The following is a 25,713-nucleotide window of genomic DNA, read 5'->3' on the forward strand; positions in this document are numbered from 1 at the left end:
TTTAAATGGAAGATAGTGAGTAATTGCAGCTAACTCTAAAGTTGCTGTGAGCGTTGCGGTTATGAGCTGTACTTCTTTGTCTGATTAACAAATCGACTTTGGTGAATTTCTTGTTTTCATGCATATTGTGCGAGTATCACAGTGAAGATAATGAAGCTTAATAATAAAGAACGAGTTCACGGCACAGCAAAATTTCAAGATTTTTCCACGCAATCCTCTTTATAACCAGTAACTATAGCAACAGTTACTGGACAGAGAGTAATCGTCAATGGTCCTTTCTAAAATTAATCTGACTAGCAGCTTGCAGTAGGGAAGTCATGCGGCATGATGATTAAGGTCTTTACATAAAGTCAAGAGGGGGTAAAAATGAAGGAAAATCAATCAAAAAAGATGTGTTGTAACTTAATGGTTGCAGCATTCCTGTGCGTAGGATTGCAGGTTTCAGTGCATGGAGCATTACCAGGAGGTTCACTCGATCCAACAACGATTCCGAAGTATATCAAGCCACTCAAAATCCTGCCCGCAATGCCGAAATCAACCAACCCAAATAACTTCTCTGGGGATTATTATGAGATCGCAGTCAGACAGTTCCAGCAGGAAGTGGTACCAGGTTTAAATACCACCGTCTGGGGTTATGGCTCGATCAATGATGATACAAGTTTCAGCTACCCAGCCTACACCATTGAAGCAAGCCAAAATAAACCGGTCCGGGTCAAGTGGATAAATGATCTGAAAAAGCCAAACGGCAAATACCTACGACACCTTTTACCGATTGATCAGACCCTGCATTGGGCTAATCCAATCATGGCAGATATGCACGGCGATGATCCTAAGCCCTACACTGGACCCGTGCCAATGGTGCCGCACCTTCATGGTGCGCACGTAACCCAGGATAGTGATGGTTATCCAGAAGCTTGGTTTCTGCCGAATGCCACTAATATTCCAGCTGGCTATGCCAAATTTGGCACCAAGTATGAACAATTCAAAGGGGAAGCTGAAACAGCCTACGGACAAACATGGGAGCCAGGCACCGCCGTTTATCAATACCCTAACGACCAACGGGCTGCTGCTCTCTGGTATCATGACCACTCTCTGGGTATGACTCGCACTAACGTGTATGCCGGCCCGACTGGTTTCTACTTGATTCGCGACGGAAACGACGATTTAACCTCTGGTCTTCCCTCAGGAGCCTACGAGATCCCCCTGATCATCCAGGATAAATCGTTTAACAAGGATGGATCGTTGTTCTATCCGGACAACCGCGCCTTTTTCGAAGGACTGAAACAGAGTAAGCTGAAAATACCATTTATTCCTGAGCCGACAATTGATGGTGAGCAGAGCGATGTATCGCCTATCTTTAATCCGGAATTCTTTGGCAATACCATGGTAGTCAATGGCAAAACCTGGCCCTATCTCGAGGTGGAAAAACGACGCTACCGTTTTCGTATATTGAATGCTTCAGATTCCCGTTTCTTAATCCTGAAGATGAGCAACAATCATAAGTTTTGGGTAATTGGTAATGACGGTGGTTTCTTGGCGGCGCCAGTTAAGCTTGATAAGCTGCTGATCGCGCCTGCTGAACGATTCGATATTATTATCAATTTCACTAAAATTCCGGCAGGCACAAAGATAACTCTGCAGAATATTGGCCCGGATGAACCTTTTGGGGGCGGAGAGCCAGACTTAGATTTCGATTTGGCAGATCCTGATACCACTGGTCAAGTAATGCAATTTCGTGTGGTAACGAGTAACGGTTCCGATAACAGTATTCGACCAAGAAATTTACTATTGCCTGCGATCACCCCCATTCCCGGGACTCCGGTTATCCGCCATTTGTCAATCAACGAGCTGGTATCCAAAACGGTCTTTGTTCCCGTTGATAGCGAAGGCGATCCGGTATTGAACAACGCGGGCAATCTTGTCGCTGTGCCAGCAAATACTCCGGGAGCCGGTATGTTTGGTCCGGTAAAAGCCGAATTAGGAGCTATGGAAAACGGCGTTCCGATACCTCAGTCCTGGATGGGGCTGATCAGCAATACACCTACCGTGGGCCAAACCGAAGAATGGGTACTTTACAACTATACTGAAGATGCTCATCCTATCCATCTGCATCAAATACAGTTCGAAGTTATAGAGCGTATCGATCAAATGGGAAAGGTCACAGGTCCAGAGTCTTGGGAAACCGGGTTTAAGGATACCGTCATTGCCTATCCGGGTAACGGAGATATAAATCCAGGCATTACCCGCCTTAGAGTCAAATTTGACCTCCCAGGGCTTTTCGTGTGGCACTGTCATATTCTTTCGCATGAGGACAACGAAATGATGCTTCCGATTAAAACTGTAGCGCCATAAAAATTCAGATCAAGAAGGAATAAATGAAAGCCGCAGCTATGCTGCGGCTTTTTTTGCCTTGAGAATCCAAGTGAACCGTAATATTCTTTCAGTAAATACGTTGGCATAAGCAAGGAGAAAGATGTTAAATCAGATCAACTATACTGCGAAATGCCAGACAAATAGGTAAGGCACGCAGAGACTGGATGCGTACTGAAACCCAATCAAACGCATAAAGCTTCGGTTAATACTCGCACTTCCTCTTCAGAATCCTGCAAAACATTGCTCAGCGTTGCATCATTGGTATACAAAGTGCAACTGACGTCAACATCGCTACCTTGTTGATTAGAAGGCAAGGCAAAAGGAGATTTGACGGGAGCCAATTGATTGGCGATTAACAGTGTATCGCCAAGCGATCTGGGTGGACATGTTAAATGACCTTGCCACAGATAAACAATATTTTCCAATACAACCTCTGGAACTGAAAGAGCTTTTAGGACGGCAGTCCCGATCGTAATTTCACAATCGAGCGCGCGTTCGGCATCCAAATCTTCATCACCGCTCCATGAACTCGCCATGCTTTCATCAATTAATCCCGGATAATACTTTTCTCGCGCCAACAAGTAAAACCAGCCAATTTCATGAATCATTCCAGCGAACATGGCTGTTTCCGGATCCTGTCCAGTGACGCGACGTGCTATGCTTTGGGCCAGCGCAGCCATATATGCGGAATGTTTCCATAACTGATCGGCCTGTTCGTTTTTGACTTGTGTTCCTACCAGTTGCTGTACCACCACGGCGGTTGCCAGATTGCGCACAGTTCGCATACCAATCAGCGTGATTGCTGAGCGCACGTCGGCGATTTTCTTTCCTGAGCGGTTAAATAGAACTGAATTGGCTATTGCGACTACTTTTGTCGATAGCAGCGGTTCGGCTTGAATCAGTCGAACCATGGAATCGAGACTGCAGTCAGGATCTTCTAATTTCTCTTTGATTCTGATCGCCACAGTGGCTGAAGTTGAGAAAATCAGTCGTCCTTGTTCCACCTCGGCTGCCAACACACTTAATATTGCACTCTTTTCCATAATCACCTCGCTTTACCGTTCCGGGCAAAGCATGATTTATTGTCAATAAATTTGCAGGTTACGCCAAGATGTAAAAAATAAATTAATGAAAAAAGCAATTATTAGAAGCCATTTCTCGCGCGAATTGGGTCGACGTTATTATAAAATATAGTTTTGTAACTGACGGCTGCTATGGCAGCTTATAATAAAGCCCTTATCTTGTACTATAATTCCAAATTACTCACAGATTCAGATTTCGATTAAAACTTAATTCATGAACATCATAGATATTAAAAGTTATATGCATCTAGTTGGTCTGGAGGCGCGCACAGCCTCCCGGCTGGTTGCAAAAGCCGATACTGCGGTTAAAAATCAGGCGCTAACCGCTATGGCCAATGCCATTCGGCGTGATGAGTCATTATTATTAACGGCCAACACCAAAGATCTTGAAAACGCACGTGCGAAAGGGCTGGAGGCTTCAATGATTGATCGATTGACTTTATCGGCCAAAGGCGTTGCAACAATGGCTGAAGGTTTGTTGCAGATTGCTGCGCTGGCTGATCCAGTAGGAGAAATCAGTGGGCTAAATTACCGCCCATCTGGTATCCAGGTGGGAAGAATGCGTGTGCCTTTAGGTGTAATCGGCATTATTTATGAGGCACGTCCGAATGTAACAGCTGACGCTGCAGGTTTGTGCTTGAAAGCGGGCAATGCGGCAATTTTGCGTGGTGGCTCGGAAGCCATTTACAGTAATCAAGCGATTGCCGCCTGTGTGAAAGAAGGATTGCGTCTGGCCGGACTGCCCGAAACGGCTGTGCAAGTGATTGAAACCATCGATCGCGCCGCAGTCGGTGAATTGATTACCATGAAGGATTTTGTCGATGTGATTGTACCTCGTGGCGGCAAAGGCTTAATTGAGCGCATTGCCAAAGAAGCACGCATACCGGTGATTAAGCATTTAGATGGTGTTTGTCACGTGTACATTGACGATCAGGCTGACTTCGATAAAGCGGTCCGGATAGCGGATAACGCAAAAACCCAACGTTACGGTACCTGCAACACGATGGAAACGCTGCTGATCCATACGGATATTGCACGGAGTATATTGCCCGTGCTGAGTAAAATTTATTTTGATAAAGATGTTGAGTTACGAGGCGATGAAACGGCGTGCAGCATTGTTCCACGAATCAAAGCAGCTACCGAGCAAGATTGGTATGAAGAATACCTGGCACCGATACTGAGCATTCGCATTGTTGATGGATTGGATCAAGCAATTGACCATATCGCAAAATATGGCTCGCAGCATACCGATGCGATTGTTACCGAAAACTATACCCGTGCGCGTCGCTTTCTGCGTGAAGTCGATTCCAGCTCAGTAATGGTCAATACCACTCCACGTTTTGCAGATGGATTTGAATATGGCCTGGGCGCAGAAATTGGCATTTCTACAGACAAAATCCACGCACGCGGCCCGGTCGGTCTGGAAGGATTGACCAGTCAGAAATTTATCGTGCTGGGTGACGGCCAGATAAAACAATAAACTCAACAATCAAAGGGTATTATGACGCAAGTTGTTGAAGTAAAAGTTCCCGATATCGGTGATTTTAAGGAAGTTCCGGTTATTGAAGTGCTGGTTGAACCTGGCGCCTCAGTTGAAAAAGAAACCTCTCTCATTACGCTGGAAACTGACAAGGCTTCGATAGAAGTACCTTCTCCACACGCCGGAGTAATCAAGGACATAAAGATCAAGATCGGCGATAAGGTATCCGAAGGTGCGCTTATCCTCACTCTGGCAGTGACCGAACACCCCACAGACACAAAGAAATCCGAAAAAGCACTCGAAATCAATCAAGAAGGGCCAGTTGTACCGGTTGAAGCTCCGACATCTTCATTAGCATCAGCGCAATCCATGTCACCAGGCGATATCCATGCAGAGGTGGTGGTACTGGGTGCCGGACCAGGAGGATATACTGCGGCGTTCCGCGCCGCCGATCTTGGGAAAAAAGTGGTTTTAATCGAACGCTATCCCACGCTCGGCGGAGTGTGTCTGAATGTTGGCTGCATCCCATCCAAGGCTTTACTGCATGTCGCCAAGGTGATAACTGATGCAGAAGAGGCGCAAGCGCAGGGGATTGTATTTGGCAAGCCTCAAGTCGATATAAACAAACTGAACACCTGGAAGGAATCAGTCACCGGCAAGCTGACCAAGGGCCTGAGAGCGCTGGCTAAGCAACGCAAGATAGCAATCATCCACGGCACTGGAAAACTTGCTACGCCACATCTAATTCATGTTGAAACAAGCGAAGGTGCAAAAACAGTGCCATTTGACAACTGCATTATTGCGGCTGGATCCAGCGTTACCCGCATTCCTGGTTTTCCATATGACGATCCACGCTTGATGGATTCTACCAGTGCTCTCGAACTGAACGATGTACCTCAACGTATGCTGGTTATCGGTGGCGGCATTATCGGTCTGGAAATGGCGACAGTCTATGACGCGCTGGGAAGCAAAATCAGTGTAGTGGAATGGATGGATCAACTGATTCCGGGTGCTGATGCAGATCTGGTAAAACCATTGTATCGCCGCATTAAGAAGCGCTACGAAGCGATTTATCTCAAAACCAAGGTAACCCGGATTGAAACTGGAAAAGCCGGGCTCACTGTAACCTTTGAAGGTGATAATGCACCGAAGCCGCAAATCTATGATCGCATTCTAATGGCGGTCGGACGCCGTCCGAACGGTCGCGCAATCGGTGCCGAGGAAATTGGCATCCAAATCAACGAGCGCGGTTTCATTCCGGTGGATCGGCAGATGCGTACCAATCTTCCGCATATCTTTGCGATCGGCGATATAGCGAGCGAGCCGATGCTGGCCCACAAAGCGACATATGAGGGAAAACTGGCGGCCGAAATAATAGCCGGACATAAAGCAGGCTTTGATGCTCGCACTATCCCTTCAGTAGCGTATACCGATCCCGAAATCGCCTGGATGGGTCTGACCGAGAGAGAAGCCATTCAACAGGGAATAGATTACGAAAAAACCCGCTTCCCTTGGGCAGCCAGTGGTCGGGCGATCTCGATGGCACGCGATGAGGGACTCACACAATTACTTCTGGATAAAAAGACACGCCGTATTCTGGGTGCAGGAATTACAGGCGTTAATGCCGGTGAACTGATTGCAGAAACCGTACTGGCATTGGAAATGGGTGCAGACATGCAAGATATTAGCTTGACAATCCATCCGCATCCGACACTATCAGAAACAGCTTTATTTGCTGCTGAAATAGCAGAAGGAACTATTACTGATCTTTTTATACCTAAAAAATAGCCTGAGAAATAAAATTACAAGTTATTGTTAAAAAAACAATCTTCATAATTATTCCATAAACCATAATGGCCTTTAGAAAAATTTATCTCATTTCATTCATCCTCTTGCTTTTTATGGAAAATGGAGTAACAAATGCGTTTGCGACACATATTTCACAGCCTATCCTTGTAGACCCCAAAACACACTATACCGTTGGCGACACCATTATTCTGCATGGATGGGTGGAATATAATGCGCAACCCGCTCCCGATGTTCTACTTAATTTCAAGTTAACTCATTCTGATTCTGATGAAGCACCTGTGGCTGATCAATCATATCCTAGTGATCAAAAGGGTCGTTTTGAATTTAAATTCGATACCACGAATGAAGCTCCTGGTGCTTATCTATTCACCATTACATCGCATTGTCTGGAAATCCATCGTTATGCCTGCACTTATAAAAATCAAACGCTATCCATTCAGTTAAGCAATCCATAACAATAACTTATATATAGTGATTGAGCATCACATTGCAGAGCCATGTTTTAAACTGCATCCGACAAACGGTTAGATTAACTGATATTATTCGTGCAGCCACAATGCTTCCGTTTAAATGACTAGAAATAAGAAAGTTATGAGAATTACTCACCTACCTTGCGCGAAAACTTGTTGTCATTATTTGATGTTAATGCTTGCAATATTCTTGTTGTCAGGCTGCAATACAGATAAAAATCAACTAGCGGAACGTGAAGCTATGATTAGTGCCAGAGAATCAGAACTGGTTACCTTGTTTGCTGAACTGGTCGAACAAAAAAAGTCCTTAGAAAAGGAAAATTTCGAAAATCATCTCGAGACAATACAGGAATCAACAACTAAAACTTGTTCATGCGATTCAGATTCTAGTGAAAATACCGAAAAAGAATCATCGGAGATGACTGAGACTAAAACAGTATTAGGTGGTATCGAGAATGTTTTTCTTGATCCACCTGGCATGGAATTTAGCGCACGAATCGACACCGGGGCACAAACTTCCTCGTTGAATGCGCTCGATATTGTTGAATTTGAAAGAGATGGGAAGCCTTTCGTAAATTTCAATTTAATCCATCCGCAGACTGGAGAAAAACTGGAATTGACCCGACGCCTTCGCCGTCATGTGCGCATCAAGGGACGCGGCGGCAGGGAATCACATCGACGTCCGGTAGTCAGAATACGTGTAGTTCTCGCCGATATTGATGAGCAGATCAATTTTACACTGGAAGACCGTAGCCGTTTCAAGCATCAGATACTGATCGGACGCAACTTATTGCAAGATCTGGCTGTTGTCGACGTAAGCAAGAAAAATGTTGCGACATCCAAAACCGAAAAATCCGATATAACGGGTGATATCAAATAATGCACGCAAAACTAAGGCTCTATATTCTCGTTATCCTGATTATGGGATTTGGAATTGGTCTGATTTTATACAAGCACTTCGCCTTAGGATTTCCTTTATTGCCAGATGACAAGAAATCAGTCTGGACTATTGAAGCCAGAATAGATTTTACCGCGCGAGGCGAGCCGGTGGTCGTGTCTTTTGCATTACCTCCGCAGACCCCGGAAATTGTCTTTTTGAAAGAGGACTTCGCTTCACCTGATTATGGTTTTAGTGAAATTACTTCGCCCGCTGGACGTCGTGCTCAATGGAGCAAAAGAACCGCGACTGGTCCGCAAACAGCTTATTACCGGCTTAGTTTATATGAGACTGAGAAAATTGTACCGGTTCAATTAACGGATGATCTTCCACCTGAACCTGAGAAACCTGAATTTGATGAAGTGATCAAAACAGCAGCAATTACTTTGTTGGAGCAGGTGCACGGCAGATCCGCCAATACTGAAATTTTTACTCGTGAATTAATTACTACATTGAATTCCAAAGCACCCAGTCAGAATCAGAGCTTGTTACTCAATGAGAAATCCAGTGAAGATTATAAGACGCATCTGATTATCAACCTGTTGGCGATGGAAGGGATCAGCGCACGCATTGTCCGCGGACTATACCTTGAAGATGGCCGGCGCAGACAATCGCTGATCAACTTCATAGAAGTATATATTGGCGGGCAATGGCTCCTGTTTAACCAGAATTCTGGAGTGCATGGTAAGCCGGAGAATTTTCTGATCTGGCAGCGTGGCGATCAATCTTTGCTTGATGTGGTTGGCGGTAAGAATTCGCAAGCATCCTTCTCCATTATTAAAAATATGCATTCGACCCGCAATCTGGTAGTAAGCGATGGCATGAACAAACAAGCTGGCTTGGTAGATTTTTCCATATACAGCCTGCCCATTGAGCAGCAAAATGCGTTCAAAATGATTTTATTATTACCGATTGGTGCTTTAATAGTCGTTATCATGCGTTTGCTGATAGGTATCCGAACTTCCGGCACCTTTATGCCTATTCTGATTGCATTAGCATTGATACAGACAACTTTGCTGACCGGCATTATCATTTTTTTATCGGTCGTCGGGATAGGATTATTGATCCGATCGTACTTGTCGCGTCTGAATCTTTTGTTTGTTGCTCGTATTTCGGCTGTGATCATTGTAGTGATCGCGATTATCGCGAGTATTAGCATTATCAGTAACAAGCTCGGACTCGATCAGGCTATGACGGTCACATTCTTTCCGATGATTATTTTGTCATGGACCATAGAACGCATGTCGGTGCTGTGGGAAGAAGATGGCCCTCGAGAGGTATTTATCCAGGGAGGCGGTAGTCTGTTGACGGCGGTGATTGCCTATTTATTCATGACCAACCGGACCGTTGAATACCTTTCTTTTAATTTCCCAGAATTGATGCTGGTTAATCTGGCTCTCATCCTGGTTCTGGGACAATATACCGGTTACCGTTTAACCGAGTTGTATCGTTTTCATTCCTTGGAAAGACGCAATGCTTCTGGCGAGCGCTAGAAAACTCAGAAGCCTGGGCATCATCGGGATGAACCAAAGAAACTTTGGTTTGATCTCTCGCTATAATCCGCGCCATTTATACCCGCTTGTTGACGACAAGCTCAAGACCAAACTGTTAGCACAGGAAGCTGGTGTTACCGTACCAAAACTACTCGGCACAGTTCAATATCAGCATGATGTCAAATTATTAAAGGAAATACTTCGCCCACACGATCAGTTTGTAATCAAACCCGTCAAAGGAAGTGGCGGCAAGGGCATTCTGGTCATCACTAAGCATGATCATAACCTTTACTTCAAGCCCAGTGGTGATTCCATCCAGTTGGCGGATATTGAAAGACATGTATCAAATATTCTAAGCGGATTGCATAGTCTGGGCGGCAAACCCGATACAGTCATGATTGAATCATTAATACAATTGGATCCGATTTTTTCGAACTATAGTTACGAAGGCATTCCGGATATCCGTATTATCGTATTTCAAGGTTATCCTATCATGGCAATGTTACGGTTGACGACTCACGCTTCGGATGGCAAAGCCAACTTGCATCAAGGTGCAGTGGGCGTAGGAATCGATATTGCAACAGGTCGTGCGTTGCATGCGGTGCAGTACGGTAAAACTGTTTTGCATCATCCTGACACAAGAAAAACCTTCTCAGAATTAACTGTTCCACATTGGAATAAACTACTACAGCTTTCCGCTGCTTGTTATGAGATGACCGGCCTGGGCTATTTAGGTGCTGACCTGGTATTGGACAGAGATCAAGGTCCCATGATCATAGAACTTAACGCACGCCCCGGACTTGCCATTCAAGTTGCTAACTTCACCGGTTTAGCACCACGGGTTGCCGCAATCGAAGCACTTAAAACTATAGACACCGATCCACAATCGCGTGTTGCTTTCAGCAAGAATCAGTTCGCTATCGACACTAATACTCAATCATCTCGACAACTACGTACACGCTGTGATGATTCGTGACTTGGAAACAATCTTGCAGAATCGCTTGTCGACTTGCATGTGTTAATCGTTATTATTGACAATTACTTTGTTCCGTCCTCTTTGCTTAGCTTGATAAAGTGCAGCATCAGCCGCTTCACTCAAACTTGCAGCATCGGGGAAATGCGCAAGATCTGCGATACCACAGCTAAAATTCACTGTGAATTCCTCATCGTGACTCAAATGCAATAATCGCGAGAAAACGTTACGTATCTCGTCAATAACCTTCGCTGACGAATCGGCATCAGTATCATTCATAATAATTGCAAATTCTTCGCCTCCATATCGTCCTACAATGTCCGTTTCTCGCAAGCGTTGCTTGAGTAATCGCGCTAAGCTTTTGATAACGCGGTCTCCTGCCGCATGCCCGTAGGTATCATTGATTTTCTTGAAGAAATCAATATCCAACATGGCAAATGACAGTGAAGAATTCAATCGACTGGAGCGTATTACTTCACGTGCAAGCTCTTCTTTGATGGCTGTATGGTTAAGTAAACCGGTCAATCCATCATGAATCATCAAAGAACGTAAGAAACGTGCCCGCGTTACACGCGTTGTTACTGCCGAGATTAAATATGCTGGATCGATGGGCTTAACCAGAAAATCATCACCGCTCAAACTCATAGCCTCCGGTTGTGTATTGAAATCATTCTCGGAAGAAAGATAGACAATCGGGGTGCTCAGAAAACCGTCTATCTGTCGGATGACTTTTGCCAATTCAACCCCATTGCATCCCGGCAAATACAAATCCATCAGAATAATATCCGGATTAAAATCATTCAAATTCTCGAATAACTGCATTGGCTCGGATACCGTTTTTACATGCATTTCTGCTTGTTCTAATATGGCCGCATGATAAGCAAGCAGCGTTGGACTATCATCCACAATCAATATACGAAACGGATCCTGAATTTGCGATGCTGTGATCAAATCCAACTGATCAATCAACTCATTGGAGTTAATAGGCTTTGTAAAATATGCGACACTACCGGCGCGTACTGCACCCAGTCGATATGACATATCGTCATGCGCAGAAATAAAAATCACTCGAACCGGCTGAGTCAGCCCTTTCTGAATTTGTTCCATGATTTGAATTCCACCCATTTCATCCTCAGGAAACTCAATATCCATCAGAATAATCGCATGCGGCCTTTGCTCCACAGCGATACGAAATTTATCGAGATGATTAAAAACTTCTACTTCATAACCATAGTAGCGTAACTGCAAGGCAAGCTCTTGCGCGGCTTCAAAATCGTCTTCAACCACAAATATCAGGTTGGATGCAGGAATGTCTGGAAGAAACACATGCTCATCGGTAGCTTTTAAAATGCTGTCGGTTGTCAGAATCGATTCTTTCTCGACAGAAATTCTTTTGAGCTCCTGTATCTGTTGAAGAATCCTGGTTGCTTGCAAAGCATCGGCTGAAGTATCTTTCTGCATCAGGCTCTTGAGAACCTGTTCCAGTGCACGTGCCTCTATACTGAGTTCGGGATAACCAAATGTCTTACCATTGCTGACTAAATTATGCACTGAACGATGCAGATCTTGCAGCACTTTAACATCCCATTCAATTTGCAATTTATTCCAGAGAGCCTCAATTTCATCCATTCTGTCTGGAAGTTCATGTGCAAATAATGCTAATAACAAACGCATTCTTTCACGGAATTCTCTGTGTTCTGTCGTGTTCATAGTTTTGTCTACCTAATGAGATTAGAATTCAGCTATCACTTGTATTGAAAGGATTTTCCCGACTCTGTCGATTGTTGTCTAAGCATGTATGATTAAACTAAATTCATTTTTTGACCCAATCAGTATATTGTTAAAACTAAAATTTAATCTTTAAATCTAACATATAAAAATCAATTACTAAATTGATTCATTTCAAACTTGAGTTCGACATCATATATAAGAATGCCAACTCAATAAAATAAAATTGCAGCCTTTGACGTTGGTTCAGAGCTGCTTATTATTTATTATCTGTTTAAAGATTCGTTCAGATGTAGTGCTCGAAGCATATAAGTCACTCAGGTTTATGTTTTTGCGAATGAATATTACCTTAGCACATGGGATTATCTGATTTCACAACTGATCAGAATCAGCGCTCCAGCGCTTTTCAGTGCCTGACTTTTGTTATGCGAGCCCTTACTTCACATTAACTCTAACACTTTTTGTCCAGTGATAGAATCGTCCATTCAGTTCCACATTATCTTCAAAACAATTGTTTTATTTAAAAGCTAATCAACAACTTCAATTTCTGAAACAACCGATCTTGATCCGAATCCATAAAAATTAGTGAAATAAGCAAGCCGATCGCTATAGTGTACTTTCACGAGTACAGCGCTTTTTAAAACTGTGACTGCAAAATCATACAAATCATGGTCATCTATGAAGAAATGGCGAAATTTGCTCCCACCTGTACCGACCTGTATTGTCATAAAATAACTTCTATTTGTACTCTTGTTTTTAATCAAATTCGTTATTCTTCCGAATTCAACCCCTTGGGAAATTTCCCTATCCATAGTATAAATGCTGCCAATCAGATGTTTTTGTTCCAATGGTTGATTTTGAATCACTGGATAAACATTCACCAATTCATTCACAGCTGAGCAAGAAAGCAAGGAATTTTTTTTAGGTGTTTTAAATTCTAATACGATGTCATTTCCGATAAGATTCTCAAGCTCTTCGTAGCGATCTTTTTCAAAACAAAACTCCCATGGATTGGAAACAAGGTTAGGTGGTTGATTTCCAAGACTGATAAAGGTCATACTCTCATGTCCAAGTGATACTTCCCCAACATAAGCCCTGGTTACATTCGTGTCACGGCTTACCTTACTTAATTGACCCGAGGCGTAACCCTCCGTACTTAGCAGTAGAGGTCCGGCAGCAACCCATTGAGGGATATAAGTCAGCAAAAATAATAAAAACATCACATTGATGCCGAAATACCTAAGTGACTTAGTCATAACTCTTACGCCTTTATTTTTGTAATGAGTGTATCCAATGCACAAATCCTATATACCTTTAAAAGAGTTTCCAATATGCTTCTCGATTTAGTCAATTGATACAGGTCTATTCCTGCTGATGCTAATTTACACGGTTACAGGCAAACAATAACTGAATGAAAAACATGCAATGTGATTATTGTCCGGGTGATCACATCTTTTAGCCAGATCCGGCATGTGAGTATATATAAAAAACAGTATGCATAACTTCAATTCATCATGGAAAATCTGACGACGTTGAGAATCCTGAGTTTGAACGATGCTGCGCTAGCACAAAGATTTAATGGGCGCGGAACAGTTTTAGCTATCTGAGAGTGAGCAATTACTGTTACGTTGCGCGTTCTAAAAATCAGAATAGAGCAAAAATCCGACAATAAAGATTAAAATGCTTTTTGAGATTCACCCTCAAAAATATATCTCGGAGAATATTATGAGTCGCCATAAGATACATCGATCACATCGCATCGGATGGTTACGTGCTTCTGTGCTCGGCGCCAATGATGGCATCGTTTCAACAGCAAGTCTTATTATTGGGGTGGCATCGGCTCAAATACTGCATGCGGATATCCTTATTGCTGGTTCCGCTGGTTTGGTTGCAGGCGCCATGTCCATGGCTGCCGGCGAGTACGTATCGGTAAGCTCTCAATCCGACACAGAAAAAGCAGATCTTGAAATCGAAAAGGATTCATTAAAAAATGACTTTGAATTTGAACTAAAAGAGCTTGCCAATATTTATGAAAAAAGAGGATTGGACTCAAATCTGGCCCAGCAAGTAGCACAGCAGCTAATGGCATATGATGCACTGGGAGCGCATGCAAGAGATGAGTTAGGCTTAGCTGCGAACGCCAAAGCTCGCCCCATTCAGGCCGCTTTATTCTCGGCGGTGACATTCACCATTGGCGCTGGCTTACCATTATTGGTTGCATGGAATATTCCGGGTACTCAGCTTATACCGGCAGTTGCGGTATCTTCACTCTTATTTCTGGCAACCTTGGGCGGTCTTGCTGCACGTGCTGGTGGCGCGTCAATAGTTATTGGCGCGCTCAGAGTTACATTTTGGGGTGCACTTGCAATGGGCCTGACTGCGACAGTCGGTAGATTATTTGGTGTGGCTGTATGATCACTCGGAACCAGCCCTTATTTAACAGACCTACATGGAATCTCTTATCAAAGCAAGGTCTTGGAATATTGCTTAAGGGATAAACTGCAGCTCTAAATACGGCCTGTTAACCATCTTCAAACCGGACTATCAATGCACACTTTGTGGCTGGAGATGATTCCCGACGATTTCGGCGGAGATGATCTGCAATGCCTGCTCTGGCATCAACTTTGAGTCATCTACCAGCCAGCTCTTTCTGTTTAAAGGGTGTTCGGAATGCATAAGCTTGCTCATAAAGTCCAACAGAAAACCGCTGACTATCCGCTGTGCGGATTGGCTGGTATCGCCAAAGCTGTTTGCGCCATGAATCGCCATCTGCTGCAAAAACAAAATGGCCTCATCTTGCGCATGAAAATCATCTTTGGTCATCACTCCGGGAGAATTTAGCCATGGCTTTTCTTTGAGAAGCTCAAGAATCAATTCAGCAGCGTAATTCGAGTTAACATTTTTCATACATATTCGTCAGTTAAACAGACTCAATAGCGAATTCGTGGAAGAGTGAAGGCATATTTAGACAATGTTGAAACACATAGCAAGGCTATGCAACAAATAATCGGAAAAAATGAACTGCTTTAATTCCCATTGGCGCAATGTTCTGATCTTGAACCCGACAGATTTCTAGCAATCACCAATTCGCCTACCCGTGTAAGTATGATCTATTTCCATTGGATCTGATTGAGGCATTCTCATTTTAATGATGGCGGAACCTGTGTATTTATCTGCACTAAAAACAATTCTTCCTGCGCCTGCCATCATCAGATCACTGTCACATTTCATTTGCCAAGTCGCAGTATTTTTGGTGATTGTATAGTTATAAAATTGACATGACTCATGAACAGCAATAGGAGGTTTATCCTTATGCTTATCATTCACGCAAACTATGTCCTTATGCGCTGGCACTTGAGCTTGAACACCCGGAATCATTGTTTGCGTTGTCACTTCCCACCGACCGTTCCGAATTTTTTCGGCATGTGTACTGAAAGCGAGAAAAAACATAACATTCAACACCATGAATCTAATAAAATGATTCAACTCATCCCCCCTTACAAATAATCGAGAATAAGAAGTTCGACAAATTTAAATCGCTGCCTGCTATAGAATGAGAATAAACGCACCATCAGAGGCACTAGTTGTGACTGGCAACAGAATCTAAAAGCTACCCATAAAATCGCCTTTGCCAACTTCCAATCCATTGTGTCGCAAAATTGCATAGGCAGTAGTCACATGAAAGAAAAAATGCGGCAAACCATAATTGATCAAGTAGTTGTAGCCAATCAATTTTTTCTCTTTCGGCGTACCCGGGCGCAACACAATTTCACGCGTTTCGCTACTTTCGAATTGCGCTGGCGTCAAGCTTTCGATAAACGTCAGTGTCTTGCTGATACGCACCTGTAAGTCGGCGAAGGTTTGCTCATTGTCCTCATAAGCCGGCACTTCAACTCCAGCCAACCGTGCTGATACGCTCTTGGCAAAATCGGCGGCGACTTGCACCTGACGGAGCAAGGGAAACATATCAGGATACAGCCGAGCATTCAGCAACACTGTCGGTTCAATTTTTTTCTCGGCTGCGTAGGTTTCGGCTTTGCCCAAAATAACGCTTAAACTGTTCAGAAGCTGTTTAAAAACAGGTATGGATGTTTTATACATATATGAAGTGGTCATAAAATTTTTCCGGTAAATCAATTAAATTATTATTGAATATTGAAACCAAGTATCTCATGAATAAGCATGTCTTAGGATGGCAGCCCTTGAAATATCTCACTAAAGCCGTCTGCCCAGGCTATTGATTCTATATTACAGGAAATTTACGCCATCTTTTTAATTCTCAGGCCTGTTCATAGGCGACCAAGGATAATCCTTTAAATGGCTCTGTAATTCCTCATCACGATAGCGATTAACTCGTAACAACACCTGAATGGTTACCATGACAATCGGTAGTGTGAATATCAATATGCCGGTCAGCGCAATCAGATACTCGCCTATCCACAGTGTAACCATCCAATTGAAAATCAACACCGACAAATAGAGGGCCGGTCCCAGTAAAGAACGGAAAGGCATGGCAAATATCCCATACGGCGCTTCTTCCTCGCGCCTGCGATCAATCCGTTGAAAAGCCGCCACCAACAAGAAACTGGTCAGCAGCCACCCGACGTAGTTTGAAATCGGCACACCAAAATGCAACCCCGCTTCATAGTATCCGTATATTTGGCCGAGAAACCAGCGATTGCCTTGCAATGCCACCGGATCAATGATGATATCCAAGAATGTTTGTAGAAAAGCAGCCAGCACCAATACAGCCCACGATTGCCTGATAGCGCGAGTTTCCAACGTAATCAGATCCGTGTCTTTTGTTGCCAGAGGCGACAGAATAAGCAGCGCCATCGTATAGCTGCAATAAGTCAGAAAAACATACGAAAGCGAATCAAAAAAAGGCACTCCCCAAACCCACAGTTCCTGATGACTGGTATCGTCGATATAATAATACCAACCGTAGGGAAACCCGGTGGTAATGGAAAGCTTCTCCGATGCAAAGGCAATCAGGTAACCCACGACTGTAAATATCAGAGTCTTGCGCCAACCCACATGCGGTACACAAGCCAGCAGAAATGCCGCAAAAAAGGTAAATACATAAGGGCGCATGACTATGGTGTCAATAGCGATATCAAGCATAAGCAACTCCTAGGTTGATGAACTGGTGTGAGTCCCGCAACCGGGGATGAATCGTCAAGCCTCACGAATTTTGCAACAGTAAGATGTCGGAATTCTTATCATATAATTCCAACTTCTTGGTTAAACCGATCCGCAAAGCGATTGCAGCTTGAACGAAGATTGGATGCTCTGGCTATCGAATATCCATATCCAGCAGGGTGGCATTTGATGAACAAGAAACAAGGCAAGACTTGTGACACTATGTGTTCTTCACCATTTTTTTCAAACAGTACCGCTGCGGTAGCGTAATGCAATCCAATTTCGTCTGCAATCACTTTCATTGCTCAACTTCAACATGCCCGATGAGTAACTCACTGTTTAAGATTATAGAAGTACGGATTCTATTCGCTCCATTAAAAAACCTGAATCATGACGTCGCCGAGTGGAATTGATAGCGCCGTTAAAATCGATGATTCAACTACTGGAACTGGGAAGCCGTAATCATCATTGTCACCCGTTGAGGAGAAAAATCTGACACCTCAGTTGCTAGTGCGTCAGCAGAACCCTGAAATTGTCAATCAAGAACTAAGTATTACGATGTTGCGCGGTGATACCCAGAATTTCCTTAACAGGTCTACATGGTTTACTGCGATTATTAAGACTGCATCCTGAAGTATCAGAGAATACGTGGGCTGCAAGCTATATGTTAGCAGGCGTACAGAAAAAAACTCCAAATACTCTAAAATGTTTTGCAGTGCTCATACATCTCTTTTTTATGAGTCGACCGCACCAGCCAGGGCGTCTCATTCCGCCTAGCCGGATGGCTGGATCTGAATCCCCAGTGCGTGACTCCCTAAGCCCTCTCTCTGCGCACTGGGGTTTCATTCCCATCTCCAATCAACGGATGCAGATGAGGGATAAAATATAATTTTCCACTATCTACTCATAAAAAATAGGCTCAAGCCTTTGCAATAGGCCATAAATTATTCCATTTTTTTTATTGGCGCGATTATTTTTAACGTAATACAATCGAAATTCTTTTCAATTACTATCAGTGCATCATTTCAACACGCTGAGAAATAAATCATCGTTTATTTTTACTGAAGACCAAACTTCAATTTTCTACTTCAGTTGATTGATTCGCATCCGCGACGGTATAACGCATTGCACCAAAAAACTAAGTGATAGATACTACAGAAGCCATCAATTAAAACAGATACCACTCTATCAATGAAACAATGCCAATAGTTCGGTCTATTAAGCTGCTAGACTAAAAACCAAAACACGAGAGGGAGTTTATGCTGAACAATCAAATGAGTGACAAGGGAATAGAGCTGCTCTTGTCTATCGAGTCGTTCAGGGGAACGCCCTATGACGACCAGAACGGTGATGCGATTTCTAATTGGGTTAAAGGCGCAACCATCGGTTATGGCCATTTAATCAATCAGGACGAGTGGAATCGATGCGGTGACAATTATAAAAATGGCATTACCAAGGAACAAGCAAAGGCATTGTTTTTGCAAGATCTGGCACCTTTCGTATCTGGTGTAAATACCAAAGTAACAGCAACTATTTCGCAAAATCAATTTGACGCGCTCGTAATACTGGCTTTCAATATTGGCTTAGCTAATTTTGCAAACTCTTCGGTTCTAAAACTTGTAAACGATCTATCAACACAAACAAATTATCCAAATCTGGAAGCCGCATGGAAAGCATGGAACAAGTCACAAGGTAAGGTGATGCAGGGATTAGTAAATCGGCGCAATGCAGAATGGAATATATATTCCAAAAATGTTTACGCGCATTGGTGACAGTATGAAAAAAATAATACGACGAAACCTTTATAATTTTGTTCTGATCGTTGTATTTCTGTGCTATAGCTTATTCACTCATGCGATAGACAACCCGGATGCGCCAGATTACGTGAGTGATTTTCTAAAGCACGCAGAAGTGTATGAACGAGAAATCCAACAGACAACACACACCACACAAAGTTATCTAACCGCATACGCAGCTTACGAAAAATTTCTGGATAAGGAACTCAATACTGCCTATAACCAATTGATGGTACATCTAAATGAAGATGTACAGCTTGTTTTGAGAAACTCGCAACTCAAGTGGCTAAGCTATCGCGACAAGGAATTTGATTTTATTGCCCGCAACTGGACGGCGCAAAAATTTGGCAGTTCTGCGGTCATTTCCCGGGGAGGTTATCGCACCAAGCTTATCAAAGACCGGACTATGATATTGTTACAGTATTTACAGAATTATTGATCAAGAAGAACAGCAATTGCTTCTTTTCTTTAACTTGATTTACCTGAAAAAGTTCAATCACCTATTTACCATCACTGCATCCAACAGCCAGGATCAAACAAAGGGTCGGATACAGAATTGAGAATATAAATTACAAAACAAAAGTATATGCGATTCATCGACAATATTCTCAACTCGCGACCCTATTCCCTTGCGGGCTCGAGAACCGATTGGGTGACGGGTTAGTCGCAGGTATGTAACACACAAGCAGGATCAGCCCTAGTGGTTATGAGCTAGCGAATCACAGCAATTAATGCGAGCGTGTAATGTCGAATTCTGTTTATTCTAATCTTTTATGCTTAAAAAAGAAGCCATCGCGACTACTACCAAGTGGGCCGAGATAGCGATCCCAAACGGCTTGCTCCTTTAACGATCTTACAACGCCGTCATAACCGGTAAACATTCGAGCACCGTTTATATTTTCGTCTGCCAAAATTCTACAAAGAGTAGCGCTTTCCGACCATGGTAATTCAAATTTAATAAACGCATGGCCAACCCAAGGTTGCTTTGATAAGTGTGATGCGACCAAGCGCTTTAGTTCCTCAAGAGAGGATTTAAAGTCTAGCGTCCGCATGCCTTTAGAGTTGTGCCACCATAGGAGAAAAAGTCCTAGCTGCGCACGTAGATTCGCATTTGTCGCAGATGGAGCGGTTACAATCCGAAGATTTATTGGATCAGTGGATATATGCGATGAAAGCGAACTAGCATATACAAGAAATGCCAGCGATACTGCCCAGACACCAAGCTTACCGTTTTTTCCAATGGAAAACTTCGTTGCTGAGCTACTTGCGGCAAAATATGCAGCATGTAGGCTATTGCGAGTAAAATCTAGTAAACGCGTTGGAATCCCATGATGTTGAGCAAGCGCCATAAGCGTCTGTATCGCTGGATCTGCAAAAAATATTTCCGAATTAGAAGTACCCAAGTTAATTAATTCGCGCACACGCATATGTTCTGGAATCGCTAGCCCTGCCGCATCACAAGCATAAACGAAACGTCTTAACAACGATAGCTCCTCGCGCTCTTGTCGATCGATCTGCTCTGGATAGGTGTGCGTTGGTTGATGAAGTGGATAACCAGCAACCTGAAATGGTAACCAAGCTTCGTCGCGATACGCCAATGGAATGAGCAAACGGGAACAATCAGACTGTCCACGAAAAATCCAATCTTTTGGTCTATCGCCCCAAAGAGCTCCAGTCGGCCTTAACAATTGCAGCAAATCAGCAGCTTTTGCAACCGACACAACGTGTTCAATGCTCTCTGTTATATCCTTAACTTTTGATCTCCCCTTCTATCTGGTGAGCAAATAAGCAATCTTTTAGTTATTAACTTTCAGATATTCTCGCTCGGCACAAAATGACAAAAGCCCAAAGAAATTCATTCCGTCAACAACCTTAAAGCCTCCCGATACTTGTCCATCGTCTGTTGCAAAATTTCATCAGGCAATTCCGGTGCGGGCGCCTTTTTATTCCAATCCTGAGTTTCCAGCCAGTCGCGCACGAATTGCTTATCGAAACTGGGGGGATTCTGCCCTGCCTTATATTGATCGGCAGGCCAGAAGCGCGATGAATCGGGTGTCAATACTTCGTCGATCAGATACAGCTCACCGGTTTCATCCAATCCAAACTCAAACTTGGTGTCGGCTATGATGATGCCGCGTTGTAGCGCGTAATCGGCCGCTGCGGTGTAAAGCTGGATGGCTTTTTCGCTGACTTGAGTGGTCAGGATTTTGCCTAATTGCTGCTCCACTTGTGTTAATGCAATGTTTTCATCATGCGCACCGGCTGCAGCTTTGGTTGATGGCGTAAAAATCGCGCCACCGGGCAGTTTCTCAGCCAGTTTCAATCCGACGGGTAGTTGAATGCCGCAAATCGCACCGGTTTGCTGGTAATCTTTCCAGCCTGAGCCAATCACATAGCCGCGCACAATGGCTTCGATCGGCAAGGGTTTCAAGCGCCAGATGACAAATGCGCGATCGCGCACTTGTTCGCGCTCATTTTCAGCAACGACTGATTCCGGTGCCATGCCGGTCAAGTGATTAGGTAGGATATGCGCTAGTTTCTGAAACCAGAAATTGGATAGCGTGGTCAGGACGTTGCCTTTACCGGGTACGGCCGTGGGCAGAATTACATCGAAAGCGGACAAGCGATCTGTTTGCACGATCAGCAGCTTATCGTCACCAACGGCGTAAATATCCCTGACTTTGCCGCGATGTAAGAAAGGCAGGCTTTTGATGCTGGTTTCAAATAATGATGATGATTGCGTCATAGGCTCCGGATTCAAGGATGTTCAAGTTGTTTTTTAATGCGAATGGCTTCTCGCAACGCATTGTCAATATTCGTGCTTAGAACGGTGTAATGCCCCATTTTACGACCAATACGTGCTGCGTTTTTGCCATATAAATGCAGTTTAGCCGATGGATGTTGCAAGACTCGATGCCAGTCAGGTTTTCCATTGTGCCATAAATCGCCCAATAGATTGACCATCACTGCAACACTGTGTTGCGTAGTGGCTCCGAGCGGAAGGGCGCATAATGTTCGTACTTGCTGTTCAAATTGCGATGTGACGCAGGCATTGATGGAATAATGCCCGCTGTTATGCGGCCGCGGTGCGATTTCATTGATCAGCAGCGTATCATCCTGCAACACAAAAAACTCAACACACAACACGCCCTGATAATTCAGCTTCCTAACCACTTGACAAGCAATATCTTGCGTTTTCTGTGCGAGTTCCATCGTTACTCTGGCCGGCACAATACTGATATCGAGAATACCGTTGACATGCTGATTCTCGGAGACTGGAAAGGTCTGCAATTCCCCGTCGCTGCCACGCGCCACGACGACCGATAATTCTTTTTTTATCGGCATGAATTTTTCCAGCACGCATACAGCTTGATTGAGCTGATCGTAAGCAACTATCAATTCGTCAGTGTTAGCAACCGGGATCTGGCCTTTGCCATCGTATCCAAACTGGCTTATTTTCAGAATACCGGGAAGAAATTGCGCAACATCCAGGGCAATCAAATCTTGTTGCTGCACAATCACGGAAAACGGCCCGACCGAGAAACCGTGGTCTAACAAAAATTGTTTTTCCAGCACGCGATTCTGTGCAATCGCGACACTGTATACATCCGGCTTGACGATGCAGGACTCAGCGAGTTTCTGCAGCGACTCGGCAGGGATGTTTTCAAATTCGGTAGTAATCGCAGCACATTGGTTGCCAAGTTTTTCCAGCGCCGTATGATCGGCAAATTCCGCGCAAACAAAATCATCCGCAACTTGTCCGGCAGGACTGTCGATCGCTGGATCAAGCACTGTCACCCGGTACCCCATCTGTTGCGCCGCATGAACAAACATACGTCCAAGCTGCCCGCCACCCAGGACTCCGAGCATAGCGCCAGGCATGATGCGCATTATTTCGGCAACTCAGAAGTCAGAACAGATTCGGCCTGTTTCTGCCGATATTGTTTTAACTGTTCGCTCAGTTCATTGTCATAAACTGCCAGTAATTCAACCGCGAAAAGTCCGGCATTGGCCGCGCCAGCCTCGCCGATGGCAAACGTGGCGACAGGAATTCCTCTGGGCATCTGCACAATCGAAAGCAACGAATCCAAGCCTTGCAAATGTTTGGAGTTCACCGGAACGCCAAGGACCGGCAAAGTGGTTTTTGCCGCAATCATGCCCGGTAGGTGCGCCGCCCCCCCCGCTCCGGCGATAATGCACCGAATACCGCGCGCTTTGGCTTCAGAGGCAAATTGAAACATTAAATCCGGCGTACGATGCGCTGAAACCACTTTCGCTTCATGAGCAATATTGAATTCACTCAGGATCGCTACCGCATGCTGCATTACACTCCAATCACTTTTACTGCCCATCACAATGCTAACAAATGGTTTAATCATATAACTTCAATCGATTTTAAGTTTGAGAATAATTATTTAGTAACACGTTACTCGATTATCTCTTGAAACACGGCTGGCTATTTTATAAGTCTGTGCAATAATTGTGTGATCTATTTCGATAGCTTCAATAAAAATTGCAACTGGTATTATACTAGCCATCTTTGCAGTTGCATTTTTACATTGACATAATTATTCAATGTATTAAATTTGAAAATTGACTTTCCATTAACGACGGTTTTTATCTGAATGAATTTTCAACGCGGGAAACAAAGTGACGAACCAGAAATCAATCTGGTGCCAATGATCGACGTGCTGCTGGTAATACTGATCTTCCTGGTAGTGACAACAACCTATTCGAAGTTTGCCGAACTTGAAATCACTCTCCCGCAGGCCAGTGATGAGGAAGTCGACAAAAATATCGACAAGCCAAACAATATAGACATAACCGTCAATGCGCTGGGAGATTACACCATCAATATGATACCAATCAAGTTTTCCAGCATTGAAAGTTTACGTGACGCTTTGCAGTTCGCAGCCAAAGATCGACCCGATCCTTTTATCATTATCAGCGCAGATGCCAAGGCTACGCACCAGTCAGTCATTACAGTTATGGAAGCTGCCCGCTTGGCGGGTTACAATAAAATCACTTTCACCACGGAGACGAATAATGCAGACTAAAGATTACTCCGAATCGTGATTGAATTCATTAAAACTATTGCAATAAATTAACATTTCACTTCTAAGGAGAGCACGATGACCAATGTCAACCTCGATAACTTTTCCCAGGCAGCACAATCCGGTTCGCAGTATGTCTTAGCCCCATTGCCTTATTCAGACAATGCACTACAGCCTGTGATATCTGCAAATACACTGAGTTTCCACTATGGCAAGCATCACAAAACCTATGTCGACAACTTGAATAATCTGTTGGCAAACAGCGACCTAGCAGGCCAGTCATTGGAGCAAATTATCAAGGCAACAGCAGGACAAGCGGATAAAGCTGCAATATTTAATAATGCTGCGCAAGTCTGGAACCATATGTTTTATTGGCATAGCCTGAAACCCAATGGCGCCGGCGAACCTTCGGCAAAACTGAAACAAAAAATTGAAGCTTCATTTGGAAGTCTGGAGGCTTGCAAAAAAGAATTTTCCCAAGCTGCATTAACCCAGTTTGGAAGCGGTTGGGCATGGTTGGTGCAGGATGGCGATAAAATCGCTTTGGTCAAAACTGGCAACGCCGAAACGCCGCTGACAAAAGATGTCCGGCCGTTATTAACCATCGATGTTTGGGAACATGCCTACTATCTGGATTATCAGAATCGCCGTGTCGATTATGCGAATGCGATTCTGGATAAACTGATCAATTGGGATTTTGCTGAAGCCAATCTTAAATAATCCCACTCTATATGACTGATATCACCATCGCCCTGTCAAAAGGGCGAATTTTCGATGACACTGCACCTATACTCAACGCCGCAGGAATTGAAGCGCTGGATAATCCGGAAACATCGCGCAAATTAATTCTCTCCACTAACCGGACGAATGTACGTCTGATCATAGTGCGTGCATCGGATGTACCGACTTATGTACAGTATGGCGCTGCAGACCTCGGTATCGCTGGTAAAGATGTACTGCTGGAGCATGGTGGCGCAGGTCTCTATCAACCGCTGGATCTGAATATTGCACGTTGCCGCATGATGGTAGCGGCACCGATAAGTTTTGACTACGATTCAGCGGTTCGACAAGGTGCAAGATTACGCGTTGCCACCAAATACGTACAAACCGCCCGCGAACACTTTGCTGCTAAAGGCGTGCATGTCGATCTGATCAAATTGTATGGTTCGATGGAATTGGCGCCTTTAGTGGGTTTGGCGGATGCCATCGTTGATCTCGTTTCAAGCGGAAACACATTAAAAGCTAACAACCTCAAGGCGGTGGAAGAAATCATGACTATTTCATCAAGATTGATTATTAATCAGGCAGCCTTAAAGCTGAAAGGAAACACCATACAACCGGTATTGGATGCATTCTCTGCAGCCATCAAAGCATAA

The 25,713-nt window shown here is 44.0% G+C and carries 25 protein-coding genes; 13 read left to right on the forward strand and 12 right to left on the reverse strand.

Annotation, left to right across the window (positions count from 1 at the left end; translation table 11 throughout):
* The first annotated feature begins 390 nt into the window (after nucleotides 1-390).
* Entirely contained in the window at nucleotides 391-2,352 is a 1,962-nt protein-coding gene (locus tag C7H79_RS04315; RefSeq protein ID WP_197714593.1) for a multicopper oxidase family protein, read from the forward strand.
* A 203-nt stretch (nucleotides 2,353-2,555) separates the two neighbouring features.
* Here C7H79_RS04315 and C7H79_RS04320 read toward each other — a convergent pair whose 3' ends face one another.
* Nucleotides 2,556-3,416, reverse strand: a complete 861-nt coding sequence (locus C7H79_RS04320) for an HDOD domain-containing protein (RefSeq protein WP_106706070.1) — start codon at nucleotides 3,414-3,416, stop codon at nucleotides 2,556-2,558.
* 253 nt (nucleotides 3,417-3,669) lie between these two features.
* Between C7H79_RS04320 and C7H79_RS04325 the strand changes: the two genes are divergently transcribed.
* The 6 genes from C7H79_RS04325 to C7H79_RS04350 all read left to right on the forward strand — a co-directional run bounded on the left by C7H79_RS04325 (nucleotide 3,670) and on the right by C7H79_RS04350 (nucleotide 10,620).
* Nucleotides 3,670-4,935: a glutamate-5-semialdehyde dehydrogenase gene (locus tag C7H79_RS04325; protein ID WP_106706071.1), complete on the forward strand. Its 1,266-nt coding sequence runs from the start codon at nucleotides 3,670-3,672 to the stop codon at nucleotides 4,933-4,935.
* 21 nt (nucleotides 4,936-4,956) lie between these two features.
* Nucleotides 4,957-6,723 carry a dihydrolipoyl dehydrogenase gene (gene lpdA, locus C7H79_RS04330; protein ID WP_106706072.1) on the forward strand — a complete coding sequence of 589 codons (1,767 nt, stop codon included), beginning with the start codon at nucleotides 4,957-4,959 and terminating at the stop codon, nucleotides 6,721-6,723.
* A gap of 113 nt (nucleotides 6,724-6,836) precedes the next feature.
* Nucleotides 6,837-7,199: a hypothetical protein gene (locus tag C7H79_RS04335; RefSeq protein ID WP_242447144.1), complete on the forward strand. Its 363-nt coding sequence runs from the start codon at nucleotides 6,837-6,839 to the stop codon at nucleotides 7,197-7,199.
* Nucleotides 7,200-7,389: 190 nt separating this feature from the next.
* Entirely contained in the window at nucleotides 7,390-8,094 is a 705-nt protein-coding gene (locus tag C7H79_RS04340) for an ATP-dependent zinc protease family protein (RefSeq protein ID WP_242447145.1), read from the forward strand.
* On the forward strand, nucleotides 8,094-9,644 hold the full coding sequence (locus C7H79_RS04345; protein WP_106706075.1) for an inactive transglutaminase family protein: 1,551 nt from the start codon (nucleotides 8,094-8,096) through the stop codon (nucleotides 9,642-9,644). The genes C7H79_RS04340 and C7H79_RS04345 overlap by 1 nt, the downstream gene beginning before the upstream one ends.
* Nucleotides 9,625-10,620, forward strand: a complete 996-nt coding sequence (locus C7H79_RS04350) for an alpha-L-glutamate ligase-like protein (protein WP_106706076.1) — start codon at nucleotides 9,625-9,627, stop codon at nucleotides 10,618-10,620. The genes C7H79_RS04345 and C7H79_RS04350 overlap by 20 nt, the downstream gene beginning before the upstream one ends.
* Before the next feature lie 42 nt (nucleotides 10,621-10,662).
* Here the strand turns inward: C7H79_RS04350 and C7H79_RS04355 are convergent, their stop codons facing one another.
* On the reverse strand, nucleotides 10,663-12,327 hold the full coding sequence (locus C7H79_RS04355; RefSeq protein ID WP_106706077.1) for a diguanylate cyclase: 1,665 nt from the start codon (nucleotides 12,325-12,327) through the stop codon (nucleotides 10,663-10,665).
* A 545-nt stretch (nucleotides 12,328-12,872) separates the two neighbouring features.
* Nucleotides 12,873-13,601, reverse strand: a complete 729-nt coding sequence (locus C7H79_RS04360) for a hypothetical protein (protein ID WP_106706078.1) — start codon at nucleotides 13,599-13,601, stop codon at nucleotides 12,873-12,875.
* A gap of 469 nt (nucleotides 13,602-14,070) precedes the next feature.
* On the opposite strand from C7H79_RS04360, the gene C7H79_RS04365 reads away from it, so the two are divergent.
* Complete coding sequence (locus C7H79_RS04365; RefSeq protein WP_106706079.1) at nucleotides 14,071-14,760, forward strand: VIT1/CCC1 transporter family protein; 690 nt, start codon at nucleotides 14,071-14,073, stop codon at nucleotides 14,758-14,760.
* Nucleotides 14,761-14,889: 129 nt separating this feature from the next.
* Here C7H79_RS04365 and C7H79_RS04370 read toward each other — a convergent pair whose 3' ends face one another.
* From C7H79_RS04370 to C7H79_RS04390, 5 genes are all read right to left on the reverse strand, one after another.
* Nucleotides 14,890-15,252: a hypothetical protein gene (locus C7H79_RS04370; protein ID WP_106706080.1), complete on the reverse strand. Its 363-nt coding sequence runs from the start codon at nucleotides 15,250-15,252 to the stop codon at nucleotides 14,890-14,892.
* 165 nt (nucleotides 15,253-15,417) lie between these two features.
* The gene (locus tag C7H79_RS04375; protein WP_106706081.1) at nucleotides 15,418-15,810 is read right to left on the reverse strand and encodes a DUF3617 domain-containing protein; all 393 of its coding nucleotides are present in this window, start codon (nucleotides 15,808-15,810) and stop codon (nucleotides 15,418-15,420) included.
* A gap of 138 nt (nucleotides 15,811-15,948) precedes the next feature.
* Nucleotides 15,949-16,461, reverse strand: a complete 513-nt coding sequence (locus C7H79_RS04380) for a DUF1993 domain-containing protein (RefSeq protein WP_106706082.1) — start codon at nucleotides 16,459-16,461, stop codon at nucleotides 15,949-15,951.
* Nucleotides 16,462-16,617: 156 nt separating this feature from the next.
* Complete coding sequence (locus C7H79_RS04385; protein WP_106706083.1) at nucleotides 16,618-17,469, reverse strand: carotenoid biosynthesis protein; 852 nt, start codon at nucleotides 17,467-17,469, stop codon at nucleotides 16,618-16,620.
* A 98-nt stretch (nucleotides 17,470-17,567) separates the two neighbouring features.
* Nucleotides 17,568-17,789 carry a hypothetical protein gene (locus tag C7H79_RS04390; RefSeq protein ID WP_106706084.1) on the reverse strand — a complete coding sequence of 74 codons (222 nt, stop codon included), beginning with the start codon at nucleotides 17,787-17,789 and terminating at the stop codon, nucleotides 17,568-17,570.
* A 957-nt stretch (nucleotides 17,790-18,746) separates the two neighbouring features.
* On the opposite strand from C7H79_RS04390, the gene C7H79_RS04395 reads away from it, so the two are divergent.
* On the forward strand, nucleotides 18,747-19,259 hold the full coding sequence (locus C7H79_RS04395) for a lysozyme (protein WP_106706085.1): 513 nt from the start codon (nucleotides 18,747-18,749) through the stop codon (nucleotides 19,257-19,259).
* Nucleotides 19,260-19,263: 4 nt separating this feature from the next.
* Nucleotides 19,264-19,722, forward strand: a complete 459-nt coding sequence (locus tag C7H79_RS04400; RefSeq protein ID WP_172592353.1) for a lysozyme inhibitor LprI family protein — start codon at nucleotides 19,264-19,266, stop codon at nucleotides 19,720-19,722.
* Between the two features lie 319 nt (nucleotides 19,723-20,041).
* On the opposite strand, the gene C7H79_RS04405 is transcribed toward C7H79_RS04400, so the two are convergent.
* The 4 genes from C7H79_RS04405 to purE form a co-directional block, all read right to left on the reverse strand.
* On the reverse strand, nucleotides 20,042-21,004 hold the full coding sequence (locus C7H79_RS04405) for an FRG domain-containing protein (protein ID WP_172592354.1): 963 nt from the start codon (nucleotides 21,002-21,004) through the stop codon (nucleotides 20,042-20,044).
* Between the two features lie 134 nt (nucleotides 21,005-21,138).
* Nucleotides 21,139-22,029, reverse strand: a complete 891-nt coding sequence (locus C7H79_RS04410; RefSeq protein ID WP_106706088.1) for a phosphoribosylaminoimidazolesuccinocarboxamide synthase — start codon at nucleotides 22,027-22,029, stop codon at nucleotides 21,139-21,141.
* A gap of 11 nt (nucleotides 22,030-22,040) precedes the next feature.
* Nucleotides 22,041-23,174: a 5-(carboxyamino)imidazole ribonucleotide synthase gene (locus C7H79_RS04415; RefSeq protein WP_106706089.1), complete on the reverse strand. Its 1,134-nt coding sequence runs from the start codon at nucleotides 23,172-23,174 to the stop codon at nucleotides 22,041-22,043.
* Nucleotides 23,174-23,662, reverse strand: a complete 489-nt coding sequence (gene purE, locus C7H79_RS04420) for a 5-(carboxyamino)imidazole ribonucleotide mutase (RefSeq protein ID WP_106706090.1) — start codon at nucleotides 23,660-23,662, stop codon at nucleotides 23,174-23,176. The genes C7H79_RS04415 and purE overlap by 1 nt, the downstream gene beginning before the upstream one ends.
* A 246-nt stretch (nucleotides 23,663-23,908) precedes the next feature.
* Here purE and C7H79_RS04425 point away from each other — a divergent pair, with 246 nt between their 5' ends.
* From C7H79_RS04425 to hisG, 3 genes are all read left to right on the forward strand, one after another.
* A complete protein-coding gene (locus C7H79_RS04425) occupies nucleotides 23,909-24,340 on the forward strand; it encodes an ExbD/TolR family protein (RefSeq protein ID WP_106706091.1) in 432 nt (143 codons plus the stop codon).
* A gap of 75 nt (nucleotides 24,341-24,415) precedes the next feature.
* Nucleotides 24,416-25,057 carry a superoxide dismutase gene (locus C7H79_RS04430; protein ID WP_106706092.1) on the forward strand — a complete coding sequence of 214 codons (642 nt, stop codon included), beginning with the start codon at nucleotides 24,416-24,418 and terminating at the stop codon, nucleotides 25,055-25,057.
* Nucleotides 25,058-25,068: 11 nt separating this feature from the next.
* Nucleotides 25,069-25,713 (forward strand): ATP phosphoribosyltransferase, encoded by a 645-nt coding sequence (gene hisG, locus C7H79_RS04435; RefSeq protein ID WP_106706093.1) that lies wholly within the window; start codon nucleotides 25,069-25,071, stop codon nucleotides 25,711-25,713.

The organism is Nitrosomonas supralitoralis, from assembly GCF_003011925.2.
GTDB lineage: Bacteria > Pseudomonadota > Gammaproteobacteria > Burkholderiales > Nitrosomonadaceae > Nitrosomonas > Nitrosomonas supralitoralis.

What these genes read in the sequence shown, in the direction of transcription:
- C7H79_RS04315 (WP_197714593.1), top strand. Translation starts at nt 391, where the DNA reads ATGTGTTGTAACTTAATGGTTGCAGCATTCCTGTGCGTAGGATTGCAG.
- C7H79_RS04320 (WP_106706070.1), bottom strand. Translation starts at nt 3,416, where the DNA reads ATGGAAAAGAGTGCAATATTAAGTGTGTTGGCAGCCGAGGTGGAACAA.
- C7H79_RS04325 (WP_106706071.1), top strand. Translation starts at nt 3,670, where the DNA reads ATGAACATCATAGATATTAAAAGTTATATGCATCTAGTTGGTCTGGAG.
- lpdA (WP_106706072.1), top strand. Translation starts at nt 4,957, where the DNA reads ATGACGCAAGTTGTTGAAGTAAAAGTTCCCGATATCGGTGATTTTAAG.
- C7H79_RS04335 (WP_242447144.1), top strand. Translation starts at nt 6,837, where the DNA reads ATGGAAAATGGAGTAACAAATGCGTTTGCGACACATATTTCACAGCCT.
- C7H79_RS04340 (WP_242447145.1), top strand. Translation starts at nt 7,390, where the DNA reads ATGCTTGCAATATTCTTGTTGTCAGGCTGCAATACAGATAAAAATCAA.
- C7H79_RS04345 (WP_106706075.1), top strand. Translation starts at nt 8,094, where the DNA reads ATGCACGCAAAACTAAGGCTCTATATTCTCGTTATCCTGATTATGGGA.
- C7H79_RS04350 (WP_106706076.1), top strand. Translation starts at nt 9,625, where the DNA reads ATGCTTCTGGCGAGCGCTAGAAAACTCAGAAGCCTGGGCATCATCGGG.
- C7H79_RS04355 (WP_106706077.1), bottom strand. Translation starts at nt 12,327, where the DNA reads ATGAACACGACAGAACACAGAGAATTCCGTGAAAGAATGCGTTTGTTA.
- C7H79_RS04360 (WP_106706078.1), bottom strand. Translation starts at nt 13,601, where the DNA reads ATGACTAAGTCACTTAGGTATTTCGGCATCAATGTGATGTTTTTATTA.
- C7H79_RS04365 (WP_106706079.1), top strand. Translation starts at nt 14,071, where the DNA reads ATGAGTCGCCATAAGATACATCGATCACATCGCATCGGATGGTTACGT.
- C7H79_RS04370 (WP_106706080.1), bottom strand. Translation starts at nt 15,252, where the DNA reads ATGAAAAATGTTAACTCGAATTACGCTGCTGAATTGATTCTTGAGCTT.
- C7H79_RS04375 (WP_106706081.1), bottom strand. Translation starts at nt 15,810, where the DNA reads ATGGTGTTGAATGTTATGTTTTTTCTCGCTTTCAGTACACATGCCGAA.
- C7H79_RS04380 (WP_106706082.1), bottom strand. Translation starts at nt 16,461, where the DNA reads ATGACCACTTCATATATGTATAAAACATCCATACCTGTTTTTAAACAG.
- C7H79_RS04385 (WP_106706083.1), bottom strand. Translation starts at nt 17,469, where the DNA reads ATGCTTGATATCGCTATTGACACCATAGTCATGCGCCCTTATGTATTT.
- C7H79_RS04390 (WP_106706084.1), bottom strand. Translation starts at nt 17,789, where the DNA reads ATGAAAGTGATTGCAGACGAAATTGGATTGCATTACGCTACCGCAGCG.
- C7H79_RS04395 (WP_106706085.1), top strand. Translation starts at nt 18,747, where the DNA reads ATGCTGAACAATCAAATGAGTGACAAGGGAATAGAGCTGCTCTTGTCT.
- C7H79_RS04400 (WP_172592353.1), top strand. Translation starts at nt 19,264, where the DNA reads ATGAAAAAAATAATACGACGAAACCTTTATAATTTTGTTCTGATCGTT.
- C7H79_RS04410 (WP_106706088.1), bottom strand. Translation starts at nt 22,029, where the DNA reads ATGACGCAATCATCATCATTATTTGAAACCAGCATCAAAAGCCTGCCT.
- C7H79_RS04415 (WP_106706089.1), bottom strand. Translation starts at nt 23,174, where the DNA reads ATGCGCATCATGCCTGGCGCTATGCTCGGAGTCCTGGGTGGCGGGCAG.
- purE (WP_106706090.1), bottom strand. Translation starts at nt 23,662, where the DNA reads ATGATTAAACCATTTGTTAGCATTGTGATGGGCAGTAAAAGTGATTGG.
- C7H79_RS04425 (WP_106706091.1), top strand. Translation starts at nt 23,909, where the DNA reads ATGAATTTTCAACGCGGGAAACAAAGTGACGAACCAGAAATCAATCTG.
- C7H79_RS04430 (WP_106706092.1), top strand. Translation starts at nt 24,416, where the DNA reads ATGACCAATGTCAACCTCGATAACTTTTCCCAGGCAGCACAATCCGGT.
- hisG (WP_106706093.1), top strand. Translation starts at nt 25,069, where the DNA reads ATGACTGATATCACCATCGCCCTGTCAAAAGGGCGAATTTTCGATGAC.